Genomic DNA, 22,451 nt, shown 5'->3' with positions numbered 1-22,451 from the left:
CTTATCCCTCCTTTTCCGCCTCTGCGGTCAGCAGGCGGTAGATCTCACTTTTTGCAAAGCCGCTTTGGGCGGCTGCCTCCTTGCAGGCCGCCGCGGCGGAGGCCCCGCCCGCGGCGAGGCTGCGGGCCAGTGCGGCGGCCTCTTCCAGCGTCCAGGCCTCGGGCTGCGGCGGCTGCGCGCCCGCTACCACCAGCACGAACTCGCCCCGGGGGGCGTTTTCCCGGTAAAAGAGCAGCGCCTGGGCGAGAGTGGTCTTCCATATCTGCTCGTGGAGCTTGGTCAGTTCGCGGCAGACGGTAATGCTGCGGTCGCCGTAGGCCTCCAGCAGGTCGGCCAGGGTGGAGACCAGCTTGTGAGGGGCCTCATAAAAGATCAGGGTGCGGCGCTCGTCCCGGGTCTCCGCCAGGCGCTCGCGGCGCTGGCGGCGGTTCATCGGCAGAAAGCCCTCAAAGCAGAACCGCCCGGTGGGCTGCCCCGACACGGCCAGCGCCGTCACGGCGGCGCTGGCCGCCGGCACCGGCACCACCGGGATGCCCCTTGCCAGCGCGTCGGTGACCAGCACTTCGCCCGGGTCGCTGACCGCGGGCATGCCCGCGTCGCTGCACAGCGCGCAGCTCTCGCCCTGCTGCAGCCGCCGCAGGATCATCTCGCCCCGCTCGCGCAGGTTGTGCTCATAATAGCTGACCATCGGCTTTTTGAGCCCCAGATGGTTGAGCAGCCGGAGGGTGACCCGGGTGTCCTCGGCGGCGATGAAATCCGCCCGGGCAAAGGTCTCGGCGGCCCGCGGCGTCAGATCTCCCAGATTGCCGATGGGCGTCGCCACCACATATAACGTGCCGCAGCTGTTCGCGTTCTCGCTCAAAAGCCGCTCTCCCCTTTCTTTTCCGGCAGGTCCGGGCGGGCCTGCCGCCCCGGCCCGCCGTAGATGCGCAGCAGTTCGGCGGAAAAACCGCCCTCCGCCGCCTCGATCACCAGATCCGGCATCAGGGCCAGCCCCGGGCGGCCGTGCCGCCTGCCGTCCAGCAAAAAAAGCCAGGGCGTCTTTTCCGGCCGCTGGCGCACAAAGCGCAGCCGTTTGGGCTCGATGCCCTGCAGGCGCATGGCGACCATGCAGTCCGCCAGCCGCGCCGGGCGGTTGCACAGGCACAGGCGGCCGCCGTCTTTCAGCAGCAGCGCCGCGGCGGCGCAGACGTCCTCTATCGTACAGCTCAGCTCATGCCTGGCCGCGCCCCTGCCAGGCTTTGAGGACACGAAACCGCCGGTGAAGTAGGGCGGGTTGCAGCTCACCAGGTCAAGCCCCGCCCGGGGCAGGGCAGGGGGCAGGGCCCGCAGATCCGCCGAGAGGGGCGTGATATGCGCAGCGCCGCTCTCGCGGGCGGCGCGCTGCAGCAGCGCGGTCCCCTGCGGGTCCAGCTCAATGCCCCAGCAGGGTCCGCGATGGCCCGCGTCATGCCAGCGCAGCGGGATGATGCCGCAGCCGCTGCCCAGGTCGCAGGCCGCCCAGTCCCTGTGGACGCCGCAGAAGTCAGACAGCAGCATGGCGTCCGTGCCAAACCGGTGCCGGCCGTCCACATAGACGCGGGTGCCGCCGCGCAGCAGTTCCGCCGTGACCGCCAAAGCAACGCCCTCCCCAAAAACGCGCCTAAAAGGCGCGGTGTTTTTTCAGCGTAAAAATCAGGGCGGGCATATCGCCCGCCCTGATTTTTTGGTTTTTCCGATTACTCCTCGGCGATCGCGCCGACCGGGCAGGCGCCAGCGCAGGTACCGCAGCTGATGCAGGCCGAAGCGTCGATCTCGTACTTGCCGTCGCCCTCGGCGATCGCGCCGACAGGGCACTCGCCAGCGCAGGTGCCGCAGGCGATGCAGGCATCACTGATTTTATAGGCCATGTTTTAACACCTCCATTTTCCTTTATTTTATCATAAAACACGGAATAATCAAGCGGCAAATTTGTCCCGCCGCCGGGAATTTAGTCTCCGCCGCCGGGCTTTTGCGTCTGCTGCGGCCCGTCTGCCTTTTTGCCGCCGCCCCGCTTGCCGCGGCGGCGCTTGCGGGGCGCAGCGGCGGGCTTTGCCTGCTGCGCGGCCGCATCGGCCTCCGGCCGCGGGGGCCGGGCCGCGGGGGCCGCCGCATCGGCCGGGCGCTGCCGCTCAGCGGACACCGGGGCCTGCTCGCGCGGCGGCTCGCGCCGGGCCGCGCCCGCGCCGGGCTGACGCTCCTGCTGGGGCCGCCCGGCCCCCTGCTGCGGCTTGCGCTTGGCGTTTTTGCGGGTCGCCGCCCGCAGGATGACGATCTCGTCCCGGTGATAGGTCTTGGGCAGCTCAGGCGACTGGTCCAGCCGCACCTTGATGCTGCCCGAGATCAGGTTCACCTCGCACACCGTGCCCTCGCCGTCCGGCGTCTTGACATAGCTGGTCACGCCGGGCGTGATGCCGGACAGGTATTCGTAGGCGGGCTGCTCGTAGGCCAGGCAGCACATCAGGCGGCCGCAGGTCCCGCTGATCTTGGTGGGGTTCAGCGAAAGGCCCTGCTCTTTGGCCATCTTGATGGACACGGGCTGGAAATCAGTCAAAAAGCGGCTGCAGCAGAAAGGCTGGCCGCAGATGCCCAGGCCCCCCAGCATTTTGCTCTCGTCCCGCACGCCGATCTGACGCAGCTCGATCCGGGTGCGGAACACTCCCGCCAGATCCTTGACCAGCTCGCGGAAATCGATGCGCCCGTCCGCCGTAAAATAGAACAGGATCTTGCTGCGGTCAAAGGTGTACTCCACATCGATGAGCTTCATCTCCAGCTTGTGCTTGGCGATGCGCTCTTCGCAGACGCTGAAAGCGCGGCTTTCATCCTCGCGGTTCTGGCGCATGCGCCGGATATCCGCGTCGTCCGCCAGCCGCGCCACCACCTTGAGCGGCTTGACCAGGCTGCCCGCCGGCACCTCGTGGATGCCCTGGGAGACCTCGCCGCACTCGGTGCCGCGCGAGGTCTCCACGATCACATAGTCGTCCTTTTCGATCTCGAGCCCGCCCGGATCGAAATAATAGACCTTGCCTCCGGCCTTGAACCGGACGCCGATCACTTTTGTCATCTTTTCAACCATCCTTTCACGGCAGAGGAGGAAAAGGCGTTTCCCCCGCCGGGGACCGCGGCCCTGCGGCCCATCCCCGAAAAGGAGAAAAAGCTTTCCAGCAGGGACCGCAGGGGGCGTCCCTCTCTGCCGCTGCCGCTGCGGATCGTTTCAGTGCCGCTGCCCTGCGGCGGAATTTTGGGCAGCGCTTCAAGAGGATAGAGGGGCCGGACAGCCGCGCCCAGGCCCCGCCTGAAAGGGACCGCACGGGGCTGTCCGGCAGCGCGCAAAACGCCCGGGGCAGGCTTGCGCCGCCTAGGGGCGCGCCGCGTTTGCATCCGCCAGCCGCAGGGCCAGCAGGGTACAGACCAGCTTTGCGTTGCCGGCGGCGCGCAGACGGCGCGCCGCCTCAAAAACGGCCGGCAGCGCGCGCGCTGCGGCCGGCCGTGAAACAGCGGGCAGGCCGGGGATCTCCCGCCCATCCAGCGCCGCCGCATACAGCTCCGCCAGATCGGAGAGGAAGATCCCCGCCTCCTCACGCTTTGATTTTGTCTCAAACTCTTTTGCCGCCGCAAGCAGGCCAAACCGGTCCCCCTTTGCGGAAAGGGAGACAAAGTCCGCGGCCGCCCGCAGTAGCGCAAACCGCTGCGGGTCCCCGGCCGCCTGCAGGCAGCGGCCCAGCGCGCCCCCGTACACGGCGCTGAGAAAGGCCGCGTCCCCCTTGGGGCAGCCGCGGCCGCACAGCAGGCGCACACATTCCTCCCGCTCCAGCGGGGCAAGCGTATAGGCCGCGCAGCGCGAGCGGATGGTGGGCAGGATCGCCGCCTCGCTGTGGGCAGTGAGCAAAAAGAGCACGCCGGTGGGCGGCTCCTCCAGCGCCTTGAGCAAAGCGTTCGCGGCGGCGGCCTGCATCTTCTGCGCGTCCTCGATCAGGGCCACACGGCCCTCAGCCGACAGACCGGTGGCCCGCACGGCCGCGCGCAGCTCGCGCACCCGCGCCACCGGGATGATGTCCGCCGCGCCCTCTGCGCGCACCACCAGACACTCGGGCGAACGTCCCGCCAGCACCGCCTCGGCGCCCGGCCCCCCCGCGGGGTAGAGATAGTCCGCCGCGATCAGCCGCGCGGCAAAGTTTTTACCCAGCCCCCCGGCGCCGCAGAGCAGTACGCTGTGGGGCAGCCGCCCGGCGGCCAGCGCCGCCGAGAGGCCCGCCTTCAGCTCTTCGTTGCCGCAGAGCTTTTCCAGCATCAGAGCTTCTCGAACCGCTCGACATTGGTGACGAACACCGTCGCGCCGCCCACCGTGACCTCCAGCGGGAAAGCCGTGGTGACCCCGATGCCGTAAGACGCGGTGGAGGGGACGATCTCCTTGCGCTGCTTGGAGTGTTCCGAGATGAGCGAGATGACCTCGTCCACCTTTTCATCCTCCACGCCGATGAGCATGGTGACGTTGCCCGCCATCAGGAAGCCGCCGGTGGTCGAGAGTTTGGTGACGGAAAACCCGGCCTTGGTGAGGGCGGACGAAACCGCATTGGAATCCTCTTTGTTGACGATCGCAGTGATCATTTTCATAGTGTTGGCCTCCTTGCGCCTGTGGGAACATTTTGCCCCCATCCTGGGATAGTCTCATTTTACCACGCGGCGGCGCGGATTTCCACCATTTTGCGCGCGGCGGGGGCTTTCGCGGGCATTTTTTGGTGGAAAACTTCTGGAAAAGACGTGAAAACCGCCCGCACACGCCGGGCCTTTATGGATTTTTGTCGTGCCGCGGGCAGCGCTTTTTCCCTTTTTGAGAATGTATATCAGCTCGCCCCATTCTCTGTCAATTCAACGTAAAGTTTTGGAAGGTTGTCACTTCCCGTCCCGGCGATGTGGAAAAAACAGGATGCAAAACCGCTGTTATTAACATTTTCAACAGAGTTTTCAACATTTCAGTTTTTTCGGCTCTATACAAATCGTAATCCCCGGTCCCAACTTTTTCCTTTGTTTTACCAATTAAAACCAAAATATGCAGAAACCGAGAAATTTATATGCAATGAGCCCGCGTAGAAATGTTGTATTGGGGAAAACCGGGCTTTGTTTTCCACGGCAATGTTGAAAACTCTGTGGAATTTGGGGAAATCCGCCCCGGCGCCTCTCGCAAGGAGGCTGCGCCGCAAAAAGCCGTACCTGCCGCCCCGGCCGTCCGCCCAAAGGCCGCCGCGGCCCCGGCAGGACCCGGGCGCGGGATGCCAAGGGCGGGCCGGGGCAGGCGGAGGCCCCCGCGCGCGGGCAAAAAAACGGCGCAGCCGGGCGGCCGCACCGTTTCAGCGAGCTATTTTTTTACCTCGGGCGGTTTAAAGCCCTCGCCGTACACCTCGTCCACCTCGGTGATCATCACCAGCGCGTCATCGTCCACCGCGTGGGCCGCCGAGCGCACCTTGAAGATCTGGCTCTTGCTGCAGGCGCAGATCAGCAGGTCCCGCTCGGTGCCGGAAAAGGTGCCAATGGACCGCACCAGCGTGGAGCCGCGGTCGGTCTCGTCGCTGATGGCCCGGGCGGCCTCCATGCCCTTGTCGGTGATGATGAGGGCCATCTTGCCGCTGCCCGCGCCGTAGAGCACCCGGTCCATGACCTGGCTGCAGGCAAAGGTGGAGATCAGCCCGTAGAGCGCCGCGTCGATATTGCCGTAGGCAAACGCCCCCGCCAGCAGGATGAGGCTGTCGATCATCAGCGAGAACTGGCCCACCGAGATGTGGGGCAGCACCTTGTGCAGCGACAGGGTGAGAAAATCACTGCCGCCGGTGGACGAGCCGCGCATGTACACCAGCACCAGCCCGGCGCCCATCAGCACCCCGGTGAACAGGGCGGCAAGCAGCTGGTTGCCCCGGTAAACCGGGAACAGCGGCATCACCAGGTCCAGGATCAGGGTCTGGATGACCATGGTCTTGAGACTTTTGGCCAAAAACACCTTGCCCAGCGTTTTATAGCTGAGGATGATCACCGGGATGTTGAACACCAGCGTCAAGGTGCCGATGGGCAGGCCGGTGAGGTGGTTCACCATCAGCCCCAGGCCGGAAAAACCGCCCGTGGCAAAGCCGCCCTGGCTGGCAAACAGGTAAATGCCCACCCCGTATACCACGCTGCCCACAACGTCGTACAGCAGGTCGATCAACAGCTCTCTGATGCGTTTTGCTTTCATACAACTTTCCCCCCTGGTTTTCGCTCACAGCCCCCGCGCGCTTCCCCGGGCCGCGCCGGGGAGGCGTCCCCGGTCAAAGCCCCGTTCGGGCGGCGGGAGACCGGCGGCGCTCCCGCGCCTTTCGCGGCAGAGCCGCCGCCCGGCAGGTTTTGCGGAAACTGCTGCAAAGGCCCCCGGCAGCGTCCCGAAGCCGGAACAGCGCGCCGCCCGTTTTCTTTCCCATTGTATCATATCCATTCCGGACAGAATACCCCTGCGGACAGAAAATCCCCCGCCGGAAACGGCGGGGGACAGGCGGGGACAACGGGCCGCAGGCTGGAAAAGAGGCCAAGTGGGAGGCCGTTCACTCGCCGGACGAGAGGGCCTCCGCCAGCGGCAGCCGCTCCAGCGCGCGCAGGCTGACTGCCAGGGCCAGTCCGCTGACCCCTGCCGCCCCCAAACAGGCGGCCAGCGCCGGCAGCGGGGAAAAGAGGTCGAACAGCCCCATCCAGAGCAGCCGGCCGATCAGAGCGAGAAACGCCATCCCCAGCGGCAGGCCGAAAAGGACGCCCGCGGCCCCGTAGGAGACCGCCTCCAGCGCCAGCATCCGCCGCAGCTGGCCGACAGACGCGCCCGCTGCGCGCAGCAGCGCCAGCTCCCTGCGGCGCAGCTGCAGCCCCGCGCCCACGGTGCCGAGCACCCCCGCGGCACAGAACGCCAGCACCAGAGCCAGAAATCCCCCGAAAAAGACCCGCAGCAGCAGGGGGACCGCGGCGCGCCGGACGGCCCACTCGGACCCCGGCGTGTAGTCCTGGATCGCATATTGGGTGATCTGCGCCCTGCGGAAGAAGCTTGTCAGCCTTTGGGTGAGGGCGGGGGCGTCCTTTGGGTCGGCGTAGACTGCAAAGCTGCGGTCCTGCCGGGTAAAGCCGTCGCCGCCGGTGACCGCCTCCATCGCGCTGCGGCTGGTCACCCGAACCGAAGACACATCGCCCGAATAAGGGCTCGGCCCGCAGCCATAGGGCAGCGGGTCATCACAGCTGCCGGCCAAAACGCTGGTAAAATCCTCATAAAGCGGCGCACGCGCCGCAGCGGGCGCACTGCTTCCGGCAGAGGCCTCCACACAGGGGACCTCTCCCGCCTGGGGCCTCATGGGCGCCCCGTACCAGCGGGCGAAGTCATCGTCCTCCAGGATCACGGTAAAGGTCAAGCAGTCGGGGGTCTGCCAGTAATAGAACTCCTCGGCGACCAGAACACCGTCCCAGCCGCCGATCTCCGCCAGCGCCGCAGCCGGCCGGCTGCCCGCGTTGCCCCAGACGCAGGCCCGGTAGTGGTAGGTGGGGACGCTGCCGCCGTAGGCCCGGCCGACCCCCTCGATAAACCCGGCCGAGACCAGCACCGCCGCCACACAGGCCGCAATGCTGGCGGCCAGCGGGCGGAAGCGGGCTCCCGCCCGGTCCAGGCTGCGCCGGGCCAGCTGGGCCGGCGCTCCGGCGCCCTTTTTCCAGCGACGGGCCCGGCGGGGGGCCCCAGCCTCTGCAGGGCGGCGCACCGCGTCCAGCGGCGCGATGCAGAAAGCCCGCCGGGCCGGGCCGTGGGCGGCCAGCAGCAGCTCCAGCAGCGAGAGCAGCGCGCAGCCCGCCAGGAGCGGCGGGGAAAGGGGCAGGCGCAGCCGCCCGAACAGCGCTGCAAACGCCCCGCTGCGGTTGAGCAGGGCAAAGGCCGTCCCCAGCCCCGCCAGCGCCGCCAGCAGGCCGGCCGGGATGGCGACGGCTCCCAAGAGCAGGGCTTCCAGATAAACGCTGGCCCGCAGCTGACGGCGGGTGGCCCCCACGCTGGCCAGCTGTCCCAGCATCCTCACCCGCTGGGCCAGCGAGGCGGCAAAGCTGCTGCGGATCAACACGCCGGTGGCCAGCAGCAGAAAAACGATCAGCACTGCGGCGGCTGCCCGGATCAGGGGCACCAGCGCCCCCAGCGTCTCGCCGCGGACCAGCAGGTCGGAGAGCGCCTGGCCGCCCAGCAGCGTGCCGGAGAGCAGGATCACCGAGAGCAGGGCGGCACAGAGGGCCAGACCGCTGCGCCAGCCGCCCCGGCGCAGCTGCCGGGCGGTGAGAAACCAGATCGCTTTCATCGGTTCACCTCGTCTCTCACAATGCGCCCATCCTCCAGCGTGAGGATGCGCTGCGCCTGCAGGGCAAGCTCCCGGTCGTGGGTGATCATGAGGATGGTCTGCCCCATGGACTGATGGAACCCCCGCAGCAGGGCCATCACCTGACGGGTATTTTCGGAGTCCAGATTGCCGGTGGGCTCGTCCGCCAGCAGCAGCGCGGGACAGGTGATCAGGGCCCGGCCGATGCCCGCCCGCTGCTGCTGGCCGCCGGAGAGCTGATGCGGGTAAGCGCCCAGTTTTTCGCTGAGCTCCAGCCGCGCCGCCAGCCCCTCCAATTGCCCGGGCGCGGGCGCGCGGCCGTCCAGCAGCAGCGGCAGGGCAATGTTTTCCGCCACGGTGAGAAGCGGCACCAGGTTGTAGAACTGATAGACCAGGCCGATCTGCCGGCGGCGGAACAGGGTGAGCTTTTCCTCCGGCAGGGCCAGCAGATCCACCCCCTCCAGTTCGATGGCCCCGGCGGTGGGGCGTTCCACCCCGCCCAGCAGGTGCATCAGGGTGGACTTTCCGCTGCCCGAGGGGCCCATCACCGCCACAAACTCCCCCCGCTGTACCTCAAAGGAGACCCCGCGCAGCGCTTCGACCCGGCCCTCCCCCTGGCCATAGGTGCGCGCGAGACCCTTTACCTTTAAATAGGACATTCTTTTTTCCTCCCTCGCGGAGTCGGGATACGGCCTCCGCTTCAACGGCTCTCGCCGGGTGCGGGGCCTTGCCGTGCCGCCCCGCGCCTGTCTCTATTTTAACCGCCCTTTCTGACAGGCCGGTGACCGCAGGATGACGGTCCCGTCACCGGAAGAGCCGCAGGGTAAAACAGGCCCCCTGGGCGGTATTGGCGGCGGTGAGCGCGCCGTTCTGCCCCTGGGCGATGGCGCGGGCCAGCGGCAGGCCAATGCCCGCGGAGCCGGGCGGCGACCCGGGACCCCGCCAAAACCGCTCAAAGATATGGGGCAGCGCCGCGGCCGGGATGCCGCCCCCGGTATCCTCCACCCGGAACTCGTCAAAGAGGACGGTGGCCCGAAACGTCACGGTCACCCTGCCGCCCGGCGGCGTGTGTTCGGCACAGTTTTTGATCAGGTTGGTCAGGGCCTCGGCGGTCCAGGCCGGGTCGCAGCGGCAGAGCGCCTGTTCCGGGCAGCAGACCGACAGCGCCGCCTGCCGCCGCCCCAACAGCGGCAGCAGCCCCCGCGCCGCCAGCCGGATCACCTCTGCCGCAGGCAGCTCTTTTGCCTCAAAGGGGACGGCATCGGCCTCAAGCCGGCTCAGCTTGAGCAGGCTTTTCACCAGCCAGTCCATCCGCTCCACCTGCCGGGCTGCCTCCGCCGCGCAGCGCGCCCGCTCCGCCTGCGCCGTACCGGGGCTTTCCCAGAGCTCGGTCTGCAGCTGGATCGCAGCCAGCGGGGTCTTGAGCTGGTGGGCGATATTTTCCAGCGTCTCGCTGAGAAAGGTCTTTTGCCGCTCCAGATCAGCGGCCTGCCGGCGCAGCACGGTAGTGATCTTGTACAGGTCGTCCTTGAGCGCCCCCAGTTCGCCCGGGCTCTGGTCCCGGATATCGGCGGCCTCTCCGCCCGCATAGACCCCTGCCAGGTAGCGGGAGAGCGCCCGGATCTGACGGTAGCGCCAAAGGGTGAACGCAGCCGCCAGCGCGGTGAGCAGTGCGCCCAGCAGCCAGAGCAGGGCCGCCGCCCCAGCGCCCCAAAGCCACAGGCCCGCCAGCCCTGCGGCGGCGGTGAGGCAAAGCATCCCGGCTGCCAGCCCCCAGACCTCCCGGCTATGCATCCTCCTCCACCTCCAGCCGGTAACCCATGCCCCGCACCGTGGCGATGCGCGGCGCGCCGGGCCCGTCGATCTTTTCCCGCAGGCGTTTGACGGTGACGGTGAGGGTATTGTCGTTGACAAAGCTGCCGCCCTGGTCCCACAGCGCCTGCAGCAGACGGCCGCGCTCCAGCAGCTGGCCCGGATGCGCGGCAAAGACCATCAGCAGACGGTATTCCTGCGCCGTCAGCGGCAGGAGCCGGCCCTCCCTGCGCACCTGGGCGGCCTGCCGGTCGATCTGCAGGCTGCCCAGCCGGTCCGCCGCCGGACTGCGGCGGCGCTGCACCGCACGCAGGCGGCTGATGAGCTCGCGGCTGCGGAACGGCTTGGTGACGTAGTCGTCCGCCCCCTGTTCCAGCCCCCGCACCACGCTGGCCTCGTCGCCCCTTGCGGTGAGGATGACCACCGACGCATCCCCTGCGCGCCGCGCGGCGCGGCAGACCTCGGCCCCGTCTCCGTCCGGCAGGCCCAGATCCACCAGCACGGCGTCGGGGCGGCCGTCCTCCAGCTGGGCCAGCGCCGCCCTCACGGTCCCGCAGACGGCCACCCGCCACCCCTCGGCCCGCAGCAAACTTGCCAGCGGCGCGGCGATGGCCGCTTCATCCTCCACCAATAAGATCTCCACCTTCTGTCCTCCTGCGCCGGCCGCGGCCGGCTTTTGCCCCCGCATCCCGCCGCCCCGCAAACGGGGAGAGGGGGAAGGGCTGTTTTTTCTTATTGTAACAGACCCGGTCGCTTTTTGCGTGACGGGCCTGTCATCTGCCGCCCGCCCCGGGAGTGAACTGGAATGAGTATATCCTCATTTTCGGAGTTTGTACGCCGCCGCCCGCAAGAGCGGCAAGGACGGAAACCCTTTTTGCATCAATGTCGGGGCGCATCCAGCCGCCGCCCGCAGGAGCGGCGATGTGTGGGGCGCCCGCGCTTTTCCTGCCGGCAGGATGCCAGGACGCAGCGGCGCCCGTGCGATCCAAACGATCACACGGGCGCCGCCCTGTTTGGTCTTACCTGTTCTCGATGGCGTCCAGCGCGTCGATGAGTGCGCTGCGGAAGCCGTGCCGCTCCAGCTCGGCCACGCCCACGATGGTGGTGCCGCCGGGGGAGCAGACCGCGTCTTTCATGGCTCCGGGATGCGCGCCGGAGGCAAGCTGCAGCCTGCCGGTGCCCACCATCATCTGGCTGGCCAGCCGGTAGGCAAGGGCCCGGGGCAGGCCCTGCTGCACCGCGCCGTCCGCCAGGGCCTCGATAAACATGGCCGCAAAGGCGGGCCCGCAGCCCGCCAGCGTGCCCGCAACGCTCAGCTGGGCGGTGTCCACCAGCTGCACCAGGGCGGCTTTGCCGAACACCTCTTCAAACAGCGCCCACTCCTCCTGGGTCAGCGAGTGCCGGCTCTCGCAGGCGATGATGCCCTCGCCCACCGAGATGGGGGTATTGGGCACGGTGCTCAGGTGATGGGTGCCGGGGGCCAGGATCTGTTCGTATTTTTCAAAAGGCATACCCGCCGCCACTGAGACCACGATCTTCTCTTTCAGCAGCTCTTTGATGGGGGCGAGCACCTGCTCCACCAGATAGGGTTTGACCGCCACCACCACCAGGTCCGCGGACGCGGCCGTCTCCGCCGCGTCCCGGCAGGGGCGCAGGCCCTGCGGCCGGGTGTTGGCGCAGAGCTTCTCCCAATTTTTTGCGCAGGCGCAGATCTGATCCGCCCGCACAGCGCCAACGGCCAGCAGGCCCTGCGCCATGGCCTGCGCCATATTGCCAAAGCCGATAAAGCCGATCCTCACGTTTTTTGCATCCAGCATTTCTCTCTCTCCTTTTTCTGCGCCGCCGGGGCTGCCGGCGGCGATCGTTTGACGTTTCGGACACGGGGTCTGATGGAATGGAACGGCCGCCTGTCCCCCTGCAGCCGCCGGGAGGCTGCAGGTTTTCCCACAGCCGCCGGGAGGTTGCAGGGCAACGGCACAGTGTCCTCCGGCGGACCCCGCATAGTTTTGACTTCCCCGCGGCGGCCGCCGCAGAACAGGACAGCGGCGGCCGGTTTTCGGGGTGTCCCTTGGCAGGCCCCCCGCGGCGGGAGACCCTTTCAAAAATCCCACTGCGGCGCACGGGTGTCAGGGAAAACACCGCGTCTGCTGAAAGCGTCAGAGCCTGTTGAAAACGCCGAAGCGCCCGTCCCGGCACAATTTTCCCCGAGCAGGAGAATCGGACGCCGCGAACCCGGCATTTCTCCCCGCGACCTGCCGCCCCGGCCGCCGCCCTGCGCCGGGCAGCGCCGTTTTTCCCTTTGCCGCAGGGCGGCTCCCCGCGGCGGGAGACCCTTTCAAAAATCCCGCTGCGGCGCGCAGGTGTCAGAGAAAACACCGCGTCTGCTGAAAGCGTCAGAGCCTGTTGAAAACGCCGAAGCCCGCTGAAAGCGGCAAAGCGCCCGCCCCGGCACAATTTTTCCCTTAGCGGGGAATCGGACGCCGCGAACCCGGCATTTCTCCCAGCGACCCATCGTCCCGGCCGCAGCCCTGCGCCGGGCAGCGCCGTTTTTCCCTTTGCCGCAGGGCGCGCTTCCACCCCATGCCTGACAGAAAAAATCAATGACATGCGGCTCGACGACGGGCCGCTCCAGGACAGACGCTCCGCGCCTGGCAGAAGAGTTCCCTTTCTGTCGCCGCGGGGAAAGGGGCTTCACACCTATTAGTTTACCGCATCCTGTCTGATTGGCAAGTGTTTTTTGTACCGCCGCCCTCCAGGGGCGCTGGGGGCGCTGGGGTGGAGCGCGCTGCCGCAGGCCCTATGCGCTGCCGCAGGCCCTATGCGCCGCCGGGGCGCATCCTGTCCGTCCGCTCTTTCTCCGCGCCGCGCTGCCGTTTATGGTGGCCGCGGCTTCTCGCCCCTCCAGGCGCAGAAACAGAAAGCGCGAAAGGGAAGGAGCGCTCATCAAAAAAACAGCGGCTCCTCGTCCCGCGGACGCAGAAACAGAACGCCCCGCCGAAAAAAGACCGGCGGGGCGTTCTGTTTTTAGGGAGCGTTGTTCAGGCTGGCAGGGCTCTTATTTGTACAGAGTCTCCAGCTTTTTGAGATACTCGTAACGGTCCTCGGACTTGCTGACCGCCTTGTCGAACAGCGCCTCGGCGCGCTCGGGGAAAGCCATCTGCAGGCGGGCGTAACGGTTCTCGGACTTGATGAAGTCGAGATAGCTCTCGGTCGGCGCCTTGGAGTCGATGGTGAAAGCGGGCTTGCCCTCGGCTTTCGCGCGCGGATCGAAGCGATACATGTGCCAGTAGCCGGACGCCACAGCGCGCTTGATCTCCAGCTGGCAGTTGCCCATGCCGCCCTTGATGCCGTGCATCTCGCAGGGGGCGTAGCCGATGATCAGGGACGGGCCGTGATAGCTCTCAGCCTCTTTCAGGGCCTTGACCGTCTGGTTGTAGTCGGCGCCCATGGCGATGTGCGCCACATAGACGTAGCCGTAGGACATGGCGATCTGCGCCAGATCCTTTTTGCCGATGGCCTTGCCGGCCGCGGCGAACTGCGCCACCTGGCCGATCTGGCTGGCCTTGGAGGCCTGGCCGCCGGTGTTGGAGTACACCTCGGTGTCAAACACCATCACGTTGACGTCCTCGCCGGAAGCCAGCACGTGGTCCAGACCGCCGAAGCCGATGTCATAGGCCCAGCCGTCGCCGCCGAAGATCCAGACGGACTTCTTGGACAGGTACTCTTTCTTGGAGAGGATCTCGCGGCCCAGCGTGCAGGCCTCGCAGTCACAGCCCTCGATGACCGACTCTTTCAGCTCGGCCACATACTTCTTGGCAGCCTCCAGGTTGGCGTCGCCCTCGTCCAGGGTGTCCAGCCAGGCCTGCGCGGCGGCTTTCAGATCAGCGTCGGTATACTCGACGGCAAGCAGGGCGCGGGTCTTTTCCACCAGGGTCTCGCGGACATACTTCTGGCCCAGCTGGAAGCCAAGGCCGTACTCGGCGTTGTCCTCGAACAGGCTGTTCGCCCAGGTCGGGCCAAAGCCGCTCTCACGGTTGACGGTGTAGGGGCTGGTGGCGCCGGTGCCGCCCCAGATGGAGGAGCAACCGGTGGCGTTGGCCACATACATGCGCTCGCCGAACAGCTGGGTGATCAGCTTGGCATAGCTGGTCTCCGCGCAGCCCGCGCAGGCGCCCGAGAACTCAAGCAGCGGCTGCTCGAACTGGCTGCCCTTGACCGAGTCCTTTTTGAACATGGTCTCTTTTTTGGTGACCTTGTCGACGGCGTAGTCGAACGCGTCCTGCTCGGGGAGCTGGCTCTCCTGCGGGACCATCTTCAGCGCCTTGCCGGGGGCCGGGCAGATATTGACGCAGGAGCCGCAGCCCATGCAGTCCAGCGGGGAAACGGTCATCGCGAACTTGTAAGCCTCCAGGCCCTTGCCCTTGGCGGCGGCCAGCTTCATGGAAGCGGGCGCGGCTTTCACCTCGGCCTCGTCCAGCAGGAACGGGCGGATGGTGGCGTGCGGGCAGACGAACGAGCACTGGTTGCACTGGATGCACTTTTCGGGATCCCACTCGGGCACGGTGACCGCGACGCCGCGCTTCTCATAGGCGGAAGCGCCCTGCTCATAGGTGCCGTCCACATGGTCCACAAACGCGGAGACGGGCAGGCTGTCGCCGTTCATCATATCGACCGGGTCCAGGATCTCCTTGACCTGCTTGACCAGCGCCTCGCGGCCGGATAGCGCCTTGGCGTCGCTCTCGTCTTTCGCGTCGGCCCAGGAGGCGGGCACGTCGATCTTGACATAGGCGGTGGTGCCGGCGTCAATGGCGTTGTAGTTCATGTTGACTACGGCCTCGCCCTTTTTGGCGTAAGACTTGTGGGCAGCCTCTTTCATGAACTTGACGGCGTCCTCTTCCGGCATGATCTTGGCCAGCGAGAAGAACGCGGACTGCAGGATGGTGTTGGTGCGCTTGCCCATGCCGATCTCGATCGCCTTATCGATGGCGTTCACGGTATACAGCTGGATGTTATTTTTGGCGATATAGCGCTTGGCCTCGGCGGGCAGATGATGCTCCAGCTCCTCCGGGGTCCACTGGCAGTTGATCAGGAAGGTGCCGCCCGGCTTGACGTCGTTGACCATCTTGAAGCCCTTGACCACATAGGACGGGTTGTGGCAGGCCACAAAGTCCGCCTTGTTGATGTAATAGGTGGATTTGATGGGCTTGTCGCCAAAGCGCAGGTGGCTGATGGTGACGCCGCCGGTCTTTTTGGAGTCATACTGGAAGTATGCCTGGATGTATTTGTCGGTGTGGTCGCCGATGATCTTGATGGAGTTCTTGTTCGCGCCGACGGTGCCGTCGCCGCCCAGGCCCCAGAACTTGCAGCTGATGGTGCCTGCCGGGGTGGTGTCGGGGGCGGCTTTCTCTTCCAGCGAGTGGCCGGTGACGTCGTCCACGATGCCGATGGTGAAGTTGTCCTGCGGCTTATCCTGGTTCAGGTTCTCATACACGGCAAAGACGCTTGCGGGCGGGGTGTCCTTGGAGCCCAGGCCGTAGCGGCCGCCGACCACGGGGATCGAGACGCCGCAGCGGGCAAGAGCGGTGACGACGTCCAGATAGAGGGGCTCGCCCAGAGCGCCGGGCTCTTTGGTGCGGTCGAGGACGGCGATCTTCTTGGTGGTCTTGGGCAGAGCCTCGATCAGCTTTTCGGCCACAAACGGGCGGTACAGGCGGACCTTGACCAGGCCGACTTTCTCGCCGGCGGCCATCATGTAATCGATGACCTCCTCGGCCACGTCGCAGATGGAGCCCATGGCGATGATGACGCGCTCGGCGTCGGGGGCGCCATAGTAGTTGAACAGGCTGTAGTCGGTGCCGATCTTGGCGTTGACCTTGTTCATGTACTCTTCCACAATGGCGGGCAGGGCGTCATAGTACTTGTTGGACGCCTCGCGGTGCTGGAAGAAAATGTCGCCGTTCTCGTGCGAACCGCGCATGGTGGGGTGCTCGGGGTTCAGCGAGCGGGCGCGGAACGCGGCCACGGCGTCCATGTCCACCATCTCTTTGAGATCGTCATAGTCCCAGACCTCGATCTTCTGGATCTCGTGGCTGGTGCGGAAGCCGTCGAAGAAGTTCAGGAACGGCACGCGGCCCTCGATGGCGGCCAGATGCGCCACGGCGCCCAGATCCATGACCTCCTGCGGGTTCGACTCGGCCAGCATCGCAAAGCCGGTCTGACGGCAGGCATAGACGTCGCTGTGGTCGCCGAAGATGTTCAGCGCATGGGTGGCCAGGGTGCGGGCCGATACATGGAACACGGCCGGCAGCAGCTCGCCCGCGATCTTGTACATGTTGGGGATCATCAGCAGCAGGCCCTGGGACGCGGTGTAGGTGGTGGTCAGCGCACCCGCGTTCAGGCTGCCGTGCACGGTGCCGGCGGCGCCCGCCTCCGACTGCATCTCCATGACCTTGACTTCAGTACCAAAAATGTTCTTCTGGTGCGCGGCGGACCACTGGTCCACCTGGTCGGCCATGGGGCTGGACGGAGTGATGGGATAGATGCTGGCAACTTCCGTGAACGCGTAGCTTACGTGCGCGGCGGCGGTGTTGCCATCCATACTCTTTTTAGCTCTTGCCATTTTTTTAGTTCCTCCCTAAAAAATTGATAGCGTAACGATGGATTGCGCTCTCGCATTCCTTATTTTATCAAATCCGGCTTGATAAGTAAATAACAAAACCGGCTTTTCTCACGAATTTGTCATTAAAATAGTGTTATTATCCTTAAATTTATGGCAATTTTTCCAAACATCGGTTTTTATCCCCCCGCCCGCCCCACAGGCCCCGCTGCGCCGCAGTGCGGCGGGGTTTGACACGGACGCGCAAATACTATAAAATCGACGTGAGTATCCGTGGGCGCGCCGGCCCCTTTCGGCGGCCGTGCCGATGCGCGGCCCCAAAACGGGGGGAGCCCCCGTTCCGCCCGCCCCACCGCTCATCAACGGCGGCCCGCCGCCGGGAAAAGGGAGTTTTGTCCGCATGGACCCTGATGGTCAAAGTCTGTTTCTCGCTGTGTTTCTGCTGCTGCTGTCGCTGCTGGCGGCCCGGGCGCTGGGCGCCTTCTCCGAGATCGACGGGGAAGAGGACGACGACGCCGCGCTGCTGGGGCTGACCCCGCTCACCGGCGCCGCCGCCGTGGCGGCGGTGCTGCTGCTGGCGGGGGCGGTGTTCTGCGCCGCCGGCTGGCTGCGCGCCATGCCCTGGGCGGCGCTGGCCGCCGCGCTGCTGGGGCCGGTGCTTTTTGTGCTGGCCTTTTCGCTGGGCGCGGCCCGTCACCCCGACCAGGCGCCCCAAAGCCGCGCGGCCCGCATTTTTTCGGCCCTGCTGGGCAAGCCGTTCCTGCTGCTGCCGCGGGCGGTCTTCCGCGCCGCGGGGCTTTCCGCCAAAAGCAGGGTGACGGAAGAGGACCTGCTCTCTCTGGTGGACGACGTGGAAGAGGGGGACTTTATCGACGAGAGCCAGAAAGAGATGATCTCCGGCGTTTTTGAACTGGACGACATCGCCGCCGGCGAGATCATGACCCACCGCACCGAGGTGGAGGCTGTGGAGGACGTGGGCGCCGCCCGCGAGGTGATCCCCATGGCGCTGGAAAAGGGCTTTTCGCGGCTGCCTGTCTACCACAAAAATCTGGACGACATCGTGGGCATCCTGTACGTGAAAGACCTGCTGCGGCTGGTGGAGGACCCGGCCGGGGGCGACGTGCCCATCCATCAATATTTGCGCCCGGCCATGTTCGTGCCGGAGAGCTGCCGCGCCCGGGAGCTGCTGCTGGAGTTCCGGGCCAAACACACCCAGATCGCCATCGTGGTGGATGAGTACGGCGGCACCGCCGGCATCGTGACCATGGAGGACATCCTGGAAGAGATCGTGGGCAACATCGAGGACGAGTTCGACAACGAGGAAGAGGAGATCCGCCCCGCTGAAGGCGGCTGCGTGGCCGACGGTGCGGCGGACCTTGAGGATATTTTCACCTGGTTCGGCCTGGAGGCTCCCAAGCAGGAGGGCGACGAGGATTTCGGCTCGGTGAGCGGGCTGATCACCAGCCGCCTGGGGCGCATCCCGCGGGAGGGCGAGGAGGTCTCGCTGGAGTACGGCGGCCTCCTGTTCCGGGTGCTGCAGGTAGGCGAGCGCCGGGTGGAACGGGTGTTCTGCCGCCTTGTGCCGCAGCAGGAGACCACAGAACTGGAGGGGAGCAAGGTATGAGCGAGGGGCTGACACACCGGGAGACGATGCTGCGCCGGGAGACCATTTTTGAGGGCCGGGTGATCACGGTGACCCGGGACGAGGTGCGGCTGGAGAACGGGGCGACCTCTGCCCGCGAGGTGGTGCGTCACCACGGCGGCGCCTGCGTGGCGGCGCTGACCGACGACGGCCAGCTGTATTTTGTGCGGCAGTTCCGCTATGCCTACGAACGGGAGCTGCTGGAACTGCCCGCCGGCAAGCTGGAGGCGGGGGAGGACCCGTTCCCCGCCGCGCAGCGCGAGCTGTCGGAAGAGGTGGGGGTGACGGCGGACGAGTACGCGGACCTGGGGGTTTTCCTGCCCACCTGCGGCTACTGCAACGAGGTGATCCACCTTTATGCCGCCAAGGGCCTGCACCGCACCGCCCAGCACCTGGACCCGGACGAGTTCGTCACCGTGCTCACGATCCCCTTTGCCGAGGCCGAACGGATGGCCCTGGACGGGGAGATCAACGACGGCAAGACCATCGCCGCGATCTTCCGGCTGAAAGCCCTGCGGGAAGCGGGAAAGTTTTAAGTTTTCTGCGCGCATCCGCTCCTCTTGTGGGCGGGTGCGTTTGTTTTGCCTGAAAATCCGGCCCCCGGTGCAAAAGCGCAGCGGCCGTTTTGGGGGCTGTGCGGGGGCAGGGAAAACAGCCTGCGCAAGAGCGCAGGCTGTTGTTCGGTCCTTCGCCCTGCTGCCGCACAGCGGCGGGGGCGGGTCCTCGGGACCGGCCGCTTTTGCTGCAAAGCAGCAAAAAGCCCACAGCACCGGCATCCGGCCGGCATCTGCGGGAACAAGTGCGGCAGCTCCACAGGGAGATCACGGCAGAAGTTTTCGGCCGGTCTGCGGGCCAACAGATTTTGTCTGCAGGCCGTTTTTCCGGGAACTGTGCCAGGCCGGCTGCACGGCCGCGGGCACAGCGCCCCCTGCGCCCGCTTTGACGGCTCAGGTCTTTATCCTCTGCAAAAGGGACAGGGCGGCGCTTTTTCCCTATCCCACTTTGCCGCATGGCTCCCTGCCCGGTTGGACGGGAACTCGAAAAAGTCTCTGCCGTGCGGTCCCCTGCCGAAGCCGCGGCGGGCCTGCCCCGCTCTACTCCGCACCATCGGTCTGCACGGAAAGATATTGAAAGGACTCCTCATCCATCCTCACAGAAAAAAATAGGTCCAGCTTATCTTCGGTTTCCGTGCCAGAGACCCAGATCTTGATGCTATAAATATTTTGAGGTTCGCTGTCGATGCTTTTGATCGTATAGGACTGAACGGACCCCCAGCCCATTTCTGCTACCGGCACACATTCCACATCCCCCACGATCTCGCAGTCAAGATCGAGGGGCCCTGCCCCGGCGTGTATAAAATAATCCTCATACCATTTTTCATACTGGGCTTTTTCGAAATAAAAAACCGGCTGCCCGAACTCTGTTGCCCCCTCTTTTTTTACCTGATCCCTATGCTCCTGCAAAATGATATAATTTAAAAGAGACAGATAGTTTTCCTGTGAAAAAGAGCCCTCGCAGAACAGGTCATAGCCGTGGCCCGACTGTGTGATGAGATAGGGATAAAGGCAGCGGCAAATTTTATCATACAGTCCATCGCCGGAAGAAGAGGGCTGAAGCTCTTTCCCGATAAGCGCTTTATCCTCCTGCGGCGCAGAAGCGGCGCTTTGCCCGCTACCGGACGCCGTCACAGGCAGGGAGGCGGTTCCGCGTCCCCCGCTGCACGCCGCACAAAAAAGAGCCATCACCAGAAAAGCCAGAAAGCACAAAAACTTTTTCTTCATAAACTATCTCTCCCCGTCTGTGCTGAAAGATGATCTCTTCTCCATTATAAAGCAAACAGCACAGGAGGGGACAGGCCTGACAGCCAAATTTCAAAAAAATGTCTCTGATGCGCGCCGCGCCTTTCCAGCGGATGTTTCTCAGGCGCACGCGCTTACAAAAACGGGACCGGCCGCAGGCAAAGACGGCGAAAGTCCCGCGCTGCACGGGTCTCGCTACATCTCTGCAGGCGCTGAGGAAAGACCGCAAACGGAGTTCTGTCTCCTGATCCGATCAAAAACAGTAAAAGGGGGAATTTTTCTGGAGATCGATTTTGACGAGGTCGTGCGCCTGGTGGAAAGCACGCGGGCCATCATCACCGACGAGACCCTGCTGGCAGAGGTCTCCGCCAAAGGGCGGGCCAATTTTGTCACCCGCTGCGACACTGCGGTGCAGAACTTTTTGCAGCGCGAGCTGCGCGCCCGCTGGCCGCAGGTCCAGTTTTTGGGCGAAGAAGCCGCCTCTGAGCCGGATTTCTCCGGCTCGGTGTGGGTGCTGGACCCGGTGGACGGCACCGCCAACCTGATGCATCATTTCCAGCACAGCGCCGTCTCGCTGGCGCTGGTAGAGGCGGGAGAGCCCGTGTTCGGCGTCGTCTATCAGCCCTTTCTCGCCGAAACTTTCACCGCGCGACGGGGGCGGGGAGCCCGTTTGAACGGGCGGCCGATCCAGGTCAGCGCGGGGGTGCCGGCGGCGGACAGCGTGATCGCCGTGGGCACCTCCCCCTATGACCGCCAGCTGGCGGACGCGAATTTTGCGCTGTTCCGCCGGCTTTTTGAGCGCTGCGGCGACCTGCGGCGCACCGGCTCGGCGGCATTGGATCTGGCCTATGTGGCCGCGGGCCGGGTGGAGGGCTATCTGGAGCGCAACCTGAAACCCTGGGATTTTGCCGCCGGCGCGCTGCTGGTGCGGGAAGCAGGGGGCCGCGTCGGCGATTTTGGCGGCTGCGCACCGGATTTTTCAAAAAATTGCGATCTGATCGCCGCCGGGCCGGAGCTCTGGGACGAGCTGCTGTGCCTTGCGGCGGAGGAATAGGCAGGATATGTCCCGGGAAATCGCCGGGCCTGCGGCGCGCGCGGCAGGCAGGCGGCGGCGTTTTTTGCCGTCCTCCCTATTTTATGGCTCTGCGGCAAAAACGGCCGCCGGGGCCTTTTTTGTGCTTTTGGCCGGGTAAACCAGTTGCAGCCGCCCACACAGGCAGGCTGCTGCGCACAAAAACGCGCATCTTCATGACCGCGCTTCCCGCCGCTGTGCGGCAGCCGGAACGGAGGGCCAAGCACATAGCCGCACCGCGGCCGTTTTTTCCTTGTTTTGCAATAGAAAAACTTTTTATTTCTATGCTCCTGTTTCCCGCCGCTGCACGCCTCTTGAAACGGATGGTTTCCACCCACAGCCACACTGCGGCTGTGGGTCCATTGCCGCGCAGTAGAAAGATATCTATCTTATCTCCATGCTCCCATTTCCCGCCGCTGCGCGGCCACCGAAAGAGAGGGCCGGCACAAACAGCCGCACCTTGTCTGTGTGTTTACTCCCTCTTCCTCCGTACCGGCAGCCCTTTTCCCCGCGTCGTTTCGGCTTCTTCGGGGTCAGGTGCAAAAGCGCGCCGCGGTCTCCTGTTTCCGGCCCTTTCCGCCGCCAGCGCGCTTGCGCCGATCTCTTTTTTGTCTTTTCAGTTGACAAAATCAACTCTTTGCATTATCGTTATAGTGTTGATAAAGTCAACTCATGGGAAACAAGGGAGGCGGGAGATTGAACGACAGCGCCATTAAAAAAATGCGGGAATTCAACCGCTATTATACTGTTTGGCTGGATGTGATGAACAAGGGCTACCTGGAGACCGGGCGGGCGTGGCCGGAATCGCGGGTCCTGTTTGAACTTTATCTCTGCGCAGGGATCAGCGCCACCGATCTGTGCCGCCATCTGAATATGGACAAAAGCTATGTCAGCAGGATCTTGGGGAAATTCGAAAAACAGGGGCTTTTGACCAGGGAACCCGTGCCGGGCGGTAAAGGGCTGAAAAAAATACGTCTGACGCAGGCGGGCCGCAGGGAAGCGGAGCAGATCGACCAGCGCGGGAACCAGCAGCTCAGGGACAAGCTGGCCCCTTTGGACGACGAGACCTGCGGCCGGCTTTGCGAGGCAATGGCTTTTATTGAAAAAACGCTGCGCTGCCATGACAAGGAAAGGTGACTGA

The 22,451-nt window shown here is 65.2% G+C and carries 18 protein-coding genes; 4 read left to right on the top strand and 14 right to left on the bottom strand.

Going from position 1 to position 22,451, the window contains the following annotated elements:
* Position 1: 1 nt before the first annotated feature.
* The 13 genes from rsmI to nifJ all read right to left on the bottom strand — a co-directional run bounded on the left by rsmI (position 2) and on the right by nifJ (position 16,800).
* A complete protein-coding gene (rsmI, locus tag H8S23_RS12740; protein ID WP_186888736.1) occupies positions 2 to 862 on the bottom strand; it encodes a 16S rRNA (cytidine(1402)-2'-O)-methyltransferase in 861 nt (286 codons plus the stop codon).
* Complete coding sequence (locus tag H8S23_RS12735) at positions 859 to 1,617, bottom strand: tRNA1(Val) (adenine(37)-N6)-methyltransferase (RefSeq protein ID WP_186888735.1); 759 nt, start codon at positions 1,615 to 1,617, stop codon at positions 859 to 861. Before H8S23_RS12735 ends, rsmI begins: the two co-directional genes overlap by 4 nt.
* A 101-nt stretch (positions 1,618 to 1,718) precedes the next feature.
* Positions 1,719 to 1,889, bottom strand: a complete 171-nt coding sequence (locus H8S23_RS12730) for a DUF362 domain-containing protein (protein WP_186888734.1) — start codon at positions 1,887 to 1,889, stop codon at positions 1,719 to 1,721.
* A gap of 80 nt (positions 1,890 to 1,969) precedes the next feature.
* Positions 1,970 to 3,082 carry a PSP1 domain-containing protein gene (locus H8S23_RS14025; protein ID WP_186888733.1) on the bottom strand — a complete coding sequence of 371 codons (1,113 nt, stop codon included), beginning with the start codon at positions 3,080 to 3,082 and terminating at the stop codon, positions 1,970 to 1,972.
* 294 nt (positions 3,083 to 3,376) lie between these two features.
* Entirely contained in the window at positions 3,377 to 4,309 is a 933-nt protein-coding gene (locus tag H8S23_RS12720; RefSeq protein WP_186888732.1) for a DNA polymerase III subunit delta', read from the bottom strand.
* Complete coding sequence (locus H8S23_RS12715) at positions 4,309 to 4,632, bottom strand: cyclic-di-AMP receptor (RefSeq protein ID WP_186888731.1); 324 nt, start codon at positions 4,630 to 4,632, stop codon at positions 4,309 to 4,311. Before H8S23_RS12715 ends, H8S23_RS12720 begins: the two co-directional genes overlap by 1 nt.
* A 742-nt stretch (positions 4,633 to 5,374) precedes the next feature.
* Positions 5,375 to 6,241: a YitT family protein gene (locus H8S23_RS12710; RefSeq protein WP_186888730.1), complete on the bottom strand. Its 867-nt coding sequence runs from the start codon at positions 6,239 to 6,241 to the stop codon at positions 5,375 to 5,377.
* 343 nt (positions 6,242 to 6,584) lie between these two features.
* Positions 6,585 to 8,351, bottom strand: coding sequence for an FtsX-like permease family protein (locus H8S23_RS12705; RefSeq protein ID WP_186888729.1), 1,767 nt, complete (start codon positions 8,349 to 8,351; stop codon positions 6,585 to 6,587).
* Positions 8,348 to 9,028: an ABC transporter ATP-binding protein gene (locus H8S23_RS12700; protein ID WP_186888728.1), complete on the bottom strand. Its 681-nt coding sequence runs from the start codon at positions 9,026 to 9,028 to the stop codon at positions 8,348 to 8,350. Before H8S23_RS12700 ends, H8S23_RS12705 begins: the two co-directional genes overlap by 4 nt.
* Before the next feature lie 145 nt (positions 9,029 to 9,173).
* Positions 9,174 to 10,163: a sensor histidine kinase gene (locus tag H8S23_RS12695; protein WP_186888727.1), complete on the bottom strand. Its 990-nt coding sequence runs from the start codon at positions 10,161 to 10,163 to the stop codon at positions 9,174 to 9,176.
* Positions 10,156 to 10,824: a response regulator transcription factor gene (locus H8S23_RS12690; protein WP_341479927.1), complete on the bottom strand. Its 669-nt coding sequence runs from the start codon at positions 10,822 to 10,824 to the stop codon at positions 10,156 to 10,158. The genes H8S23_RS12695 and H8S23_RS12690 overlap by 8 nt, the downstream gene beginning before the upstream one ends.
* Before the next feature lie 376 nt (positions 10,825 to 11,200).
* On the bottom strand, positions 11,201 to 11,998 hold the full coding sequence (gene proC / locus H8S23_RS12685; RefSeq protein WP_186888725.1) for a pyrroline-5-carboxylate reductase: 798 nt from the start codon (positions 11,996 to 11,998) through the stop codon (positions 11,201 to 11,203).
* A 1,238-nt stretch (positions 11,999 to 13,236) separates the two neighbouring features.
* The gene (gene nifJ / locus H8S23_RS12680; RefSeq protein ID WP_186888724.1) at positions 13,237 to 16,800 is read right to left on the bottom strand and encodes a pyruvate:ferredoxin (flavodoxin) oxidoreductase; all 3,564 of its coding nucleotides are present in this window, start codon (positions 16,798 to 16,800) and stop codon (positions 13,237 to 13,239) included.
* Positions 16,801 to 17,197: 397 nt separating this feature from the next.
* Here nifJ and H8S23_RS12675 point away from each other — a divergent pair, with 397 nt between their 5' ends.
* Both H8S23_RS12675 and H8S23_RS12670 read left to right on the top strand, forming a co-directional pair.
* The gene (locus H8S23_RS12675) at positions 17,198 to 18,421 is read left to right on the top strand and encodes a hemolysin family protein (RefSeq protein ID WP_186888723.1); all 1,224 of its coding nucleotides are present in this window, start codon (positions 17,198 to 17,200) and stop codon (positions 18,419 to 18,421) included.
* On the top strand, positions 18,418 to 18,975 hold the full coding sequence (locus H8S23_RS12670) for an NUDIX domain-containing protein (RefSeq protein WP_186888722.1): 558 nt from the start codon (positions 18,418 to 18,420) through the stop codon (positions 18,973 to 18,975). Before H8S23_RS12675 ends, H8S23_RS12670 begins: the two co-directional genes overlap by 4 nt.
* A gap of 558 nt (positions 18,976 to 19,533) precedes the next feature.
* Here the strand turns inward: H8S23_RS12670 and H8S23_RS12665 are convergent.
* Positions 19,534 to 20,220: a hypothetical protein gene (locus tag H8S23_RS12665; RefSeq protein ID WP_186888721.1), complete on the bottom strand. Its 687-nt coding sequence runs from the start codon at positions 20,218 to 20,220 to the stop codon at positions 19,534 to 19,536.
* Positions 20,221 to 20,551: 331 nt separating this feature from the next.
* Here H8S23_RS12665 and H8S23_RS12660 point away from each other — a divergent pair, with 331 nt between their 5' ends.
* Together H8S23_RS12660 and H8S23_RS12655 are read left to right on the top strand one after the other, a co-directional pair.
* Positions 20,552 to 21,292 (top strand): inositol monophosphatase family protein, encoded by a 741-nt coding sequence (locus H8S23_RS12660; protein WP_341479926.1) that lies wholly within the window; start codon positions 20,552 to 20,554, stop codon positions 21,290 to 21,292.
* A 714-nt stretch (positions 21,293 to 22,006) separates the two neighbouring features.
* Complete coding sequence (locus H8S23_RS12655; RefSeq protein ID WP_186888720.1) at positions 22,007 to 22,447, top strand: MarR family winged helix-turn-helix transcriptional regulator; 441 nt, start codon at positions 22,007 to 22,009, stop codon at positions 22,445 to 22,447.
* Positions 22,448 to 22,451 lie beyond the last annotated feature (4 nt).

This window comes from Anaerofilum hominis (assembly GCF_014287275.1).
In the GTDB taxonomy this organism is placed as follows: Bacteria; Bacillota; Clostridia; order Oscillospirales; family Ruminococcaceae; genus Pygmaiobacter; species Pygmaiobacter hominis.
Note: the sequence above shows the minus strand (reverse complement) of the source record. Positions and strands in the feature narration are given on the sequence as shown.

Coding starts and splice junctions, on each gene's coding strand:
- H8S23_RS12710 (WP_186888730.1), bottom strand. CDS start 6,241: ATGAAAGCAAAACGCATCAGAGAGCTGTTGATCGACCTGCTGTACGAC.
- H8S23_RS12675 (WP_186888723.1), top strand. CDS start 17,198: ATGGACCCTGATGGTCAAAGTCTGTTTCTCGCTGTGTTTCTGCTGCTG.
- H8S23_RS12670 (WP_186888722.1), top strand. CDS start 18,418: ATGAGCGAGGGGCTGACACACCGGGAGACGATGCTGCGCCGGGAGACC.
- H8S23_RS12665 (WP_186888721.1), bottom strand. CDS start 20,220: ATGAAGAAAAAGTTTTTGTGCTTTCTGGCTTTTCTGGTGATGGCTCTT.
- H8S23_RS12695 (WP_186888727.1), bottom strand. CDS start 10,163: ATGCATAGCCGGGAGGTCTGGGGGCTGGCAGCCGGGATGCTTTGCCTC.
- H8S23_RS12730 (WP_186888734.1), bottom strand. CDS start 1,889: ATGGCCTATAAAATCAGTGATGCCTGCATCGCCTGCGGCACCTGCGCT.
- H8S23_RS14025 (WP_186888733.1), bottom strand. CDS start 3,082: ATGACAAAAGTGATCGGCGTCCGGTTCAAGGCCGGAGGCAAGGTCTAT.
- H8S23_RS12715 (WP_186888731.1), bottom strand. CDS start 4,632: ATGAAAATGATCACTGCGATCGTCAACAAAGAGGATTCCAATGCGGTT.
- H8S23_RS12720 (WP_186888732.1), bottom strand. CDS start 4,309: ATGCTGGAAAAGCTCTGCGGCAACGAAGAGCTGAAGGCGGGCCTCTCG.
- H8S23_RS12705 (WP_186888729.1), bottom strand. CDS start 8,351: ATGAAAGCGATCTGGTTTCTCACCGCCCGGCAGCTGCGCCGGGGCGGC.
- proC (WP_186888725.1), bottom strand. CDS start 11,998: ATGCTGGATGCAAAAAACGTGAGGATCGGCTTTATCGGCTTTGGCAAT.
- nifJ (WP_186888724.1), bottom strand. CDS start 16,800: ATGGCAAGAGCTAAAAAGAGTATGGATGGCAACACCGCCGCCGCGCAC.
- H8S23_RS12700 (WP_186888728.1), bottom strand. CDS start 9,028: ATGTCCTATTTAAAGGTAAAGGGTCTCGCGCGCACCTATGGCCAGGGG.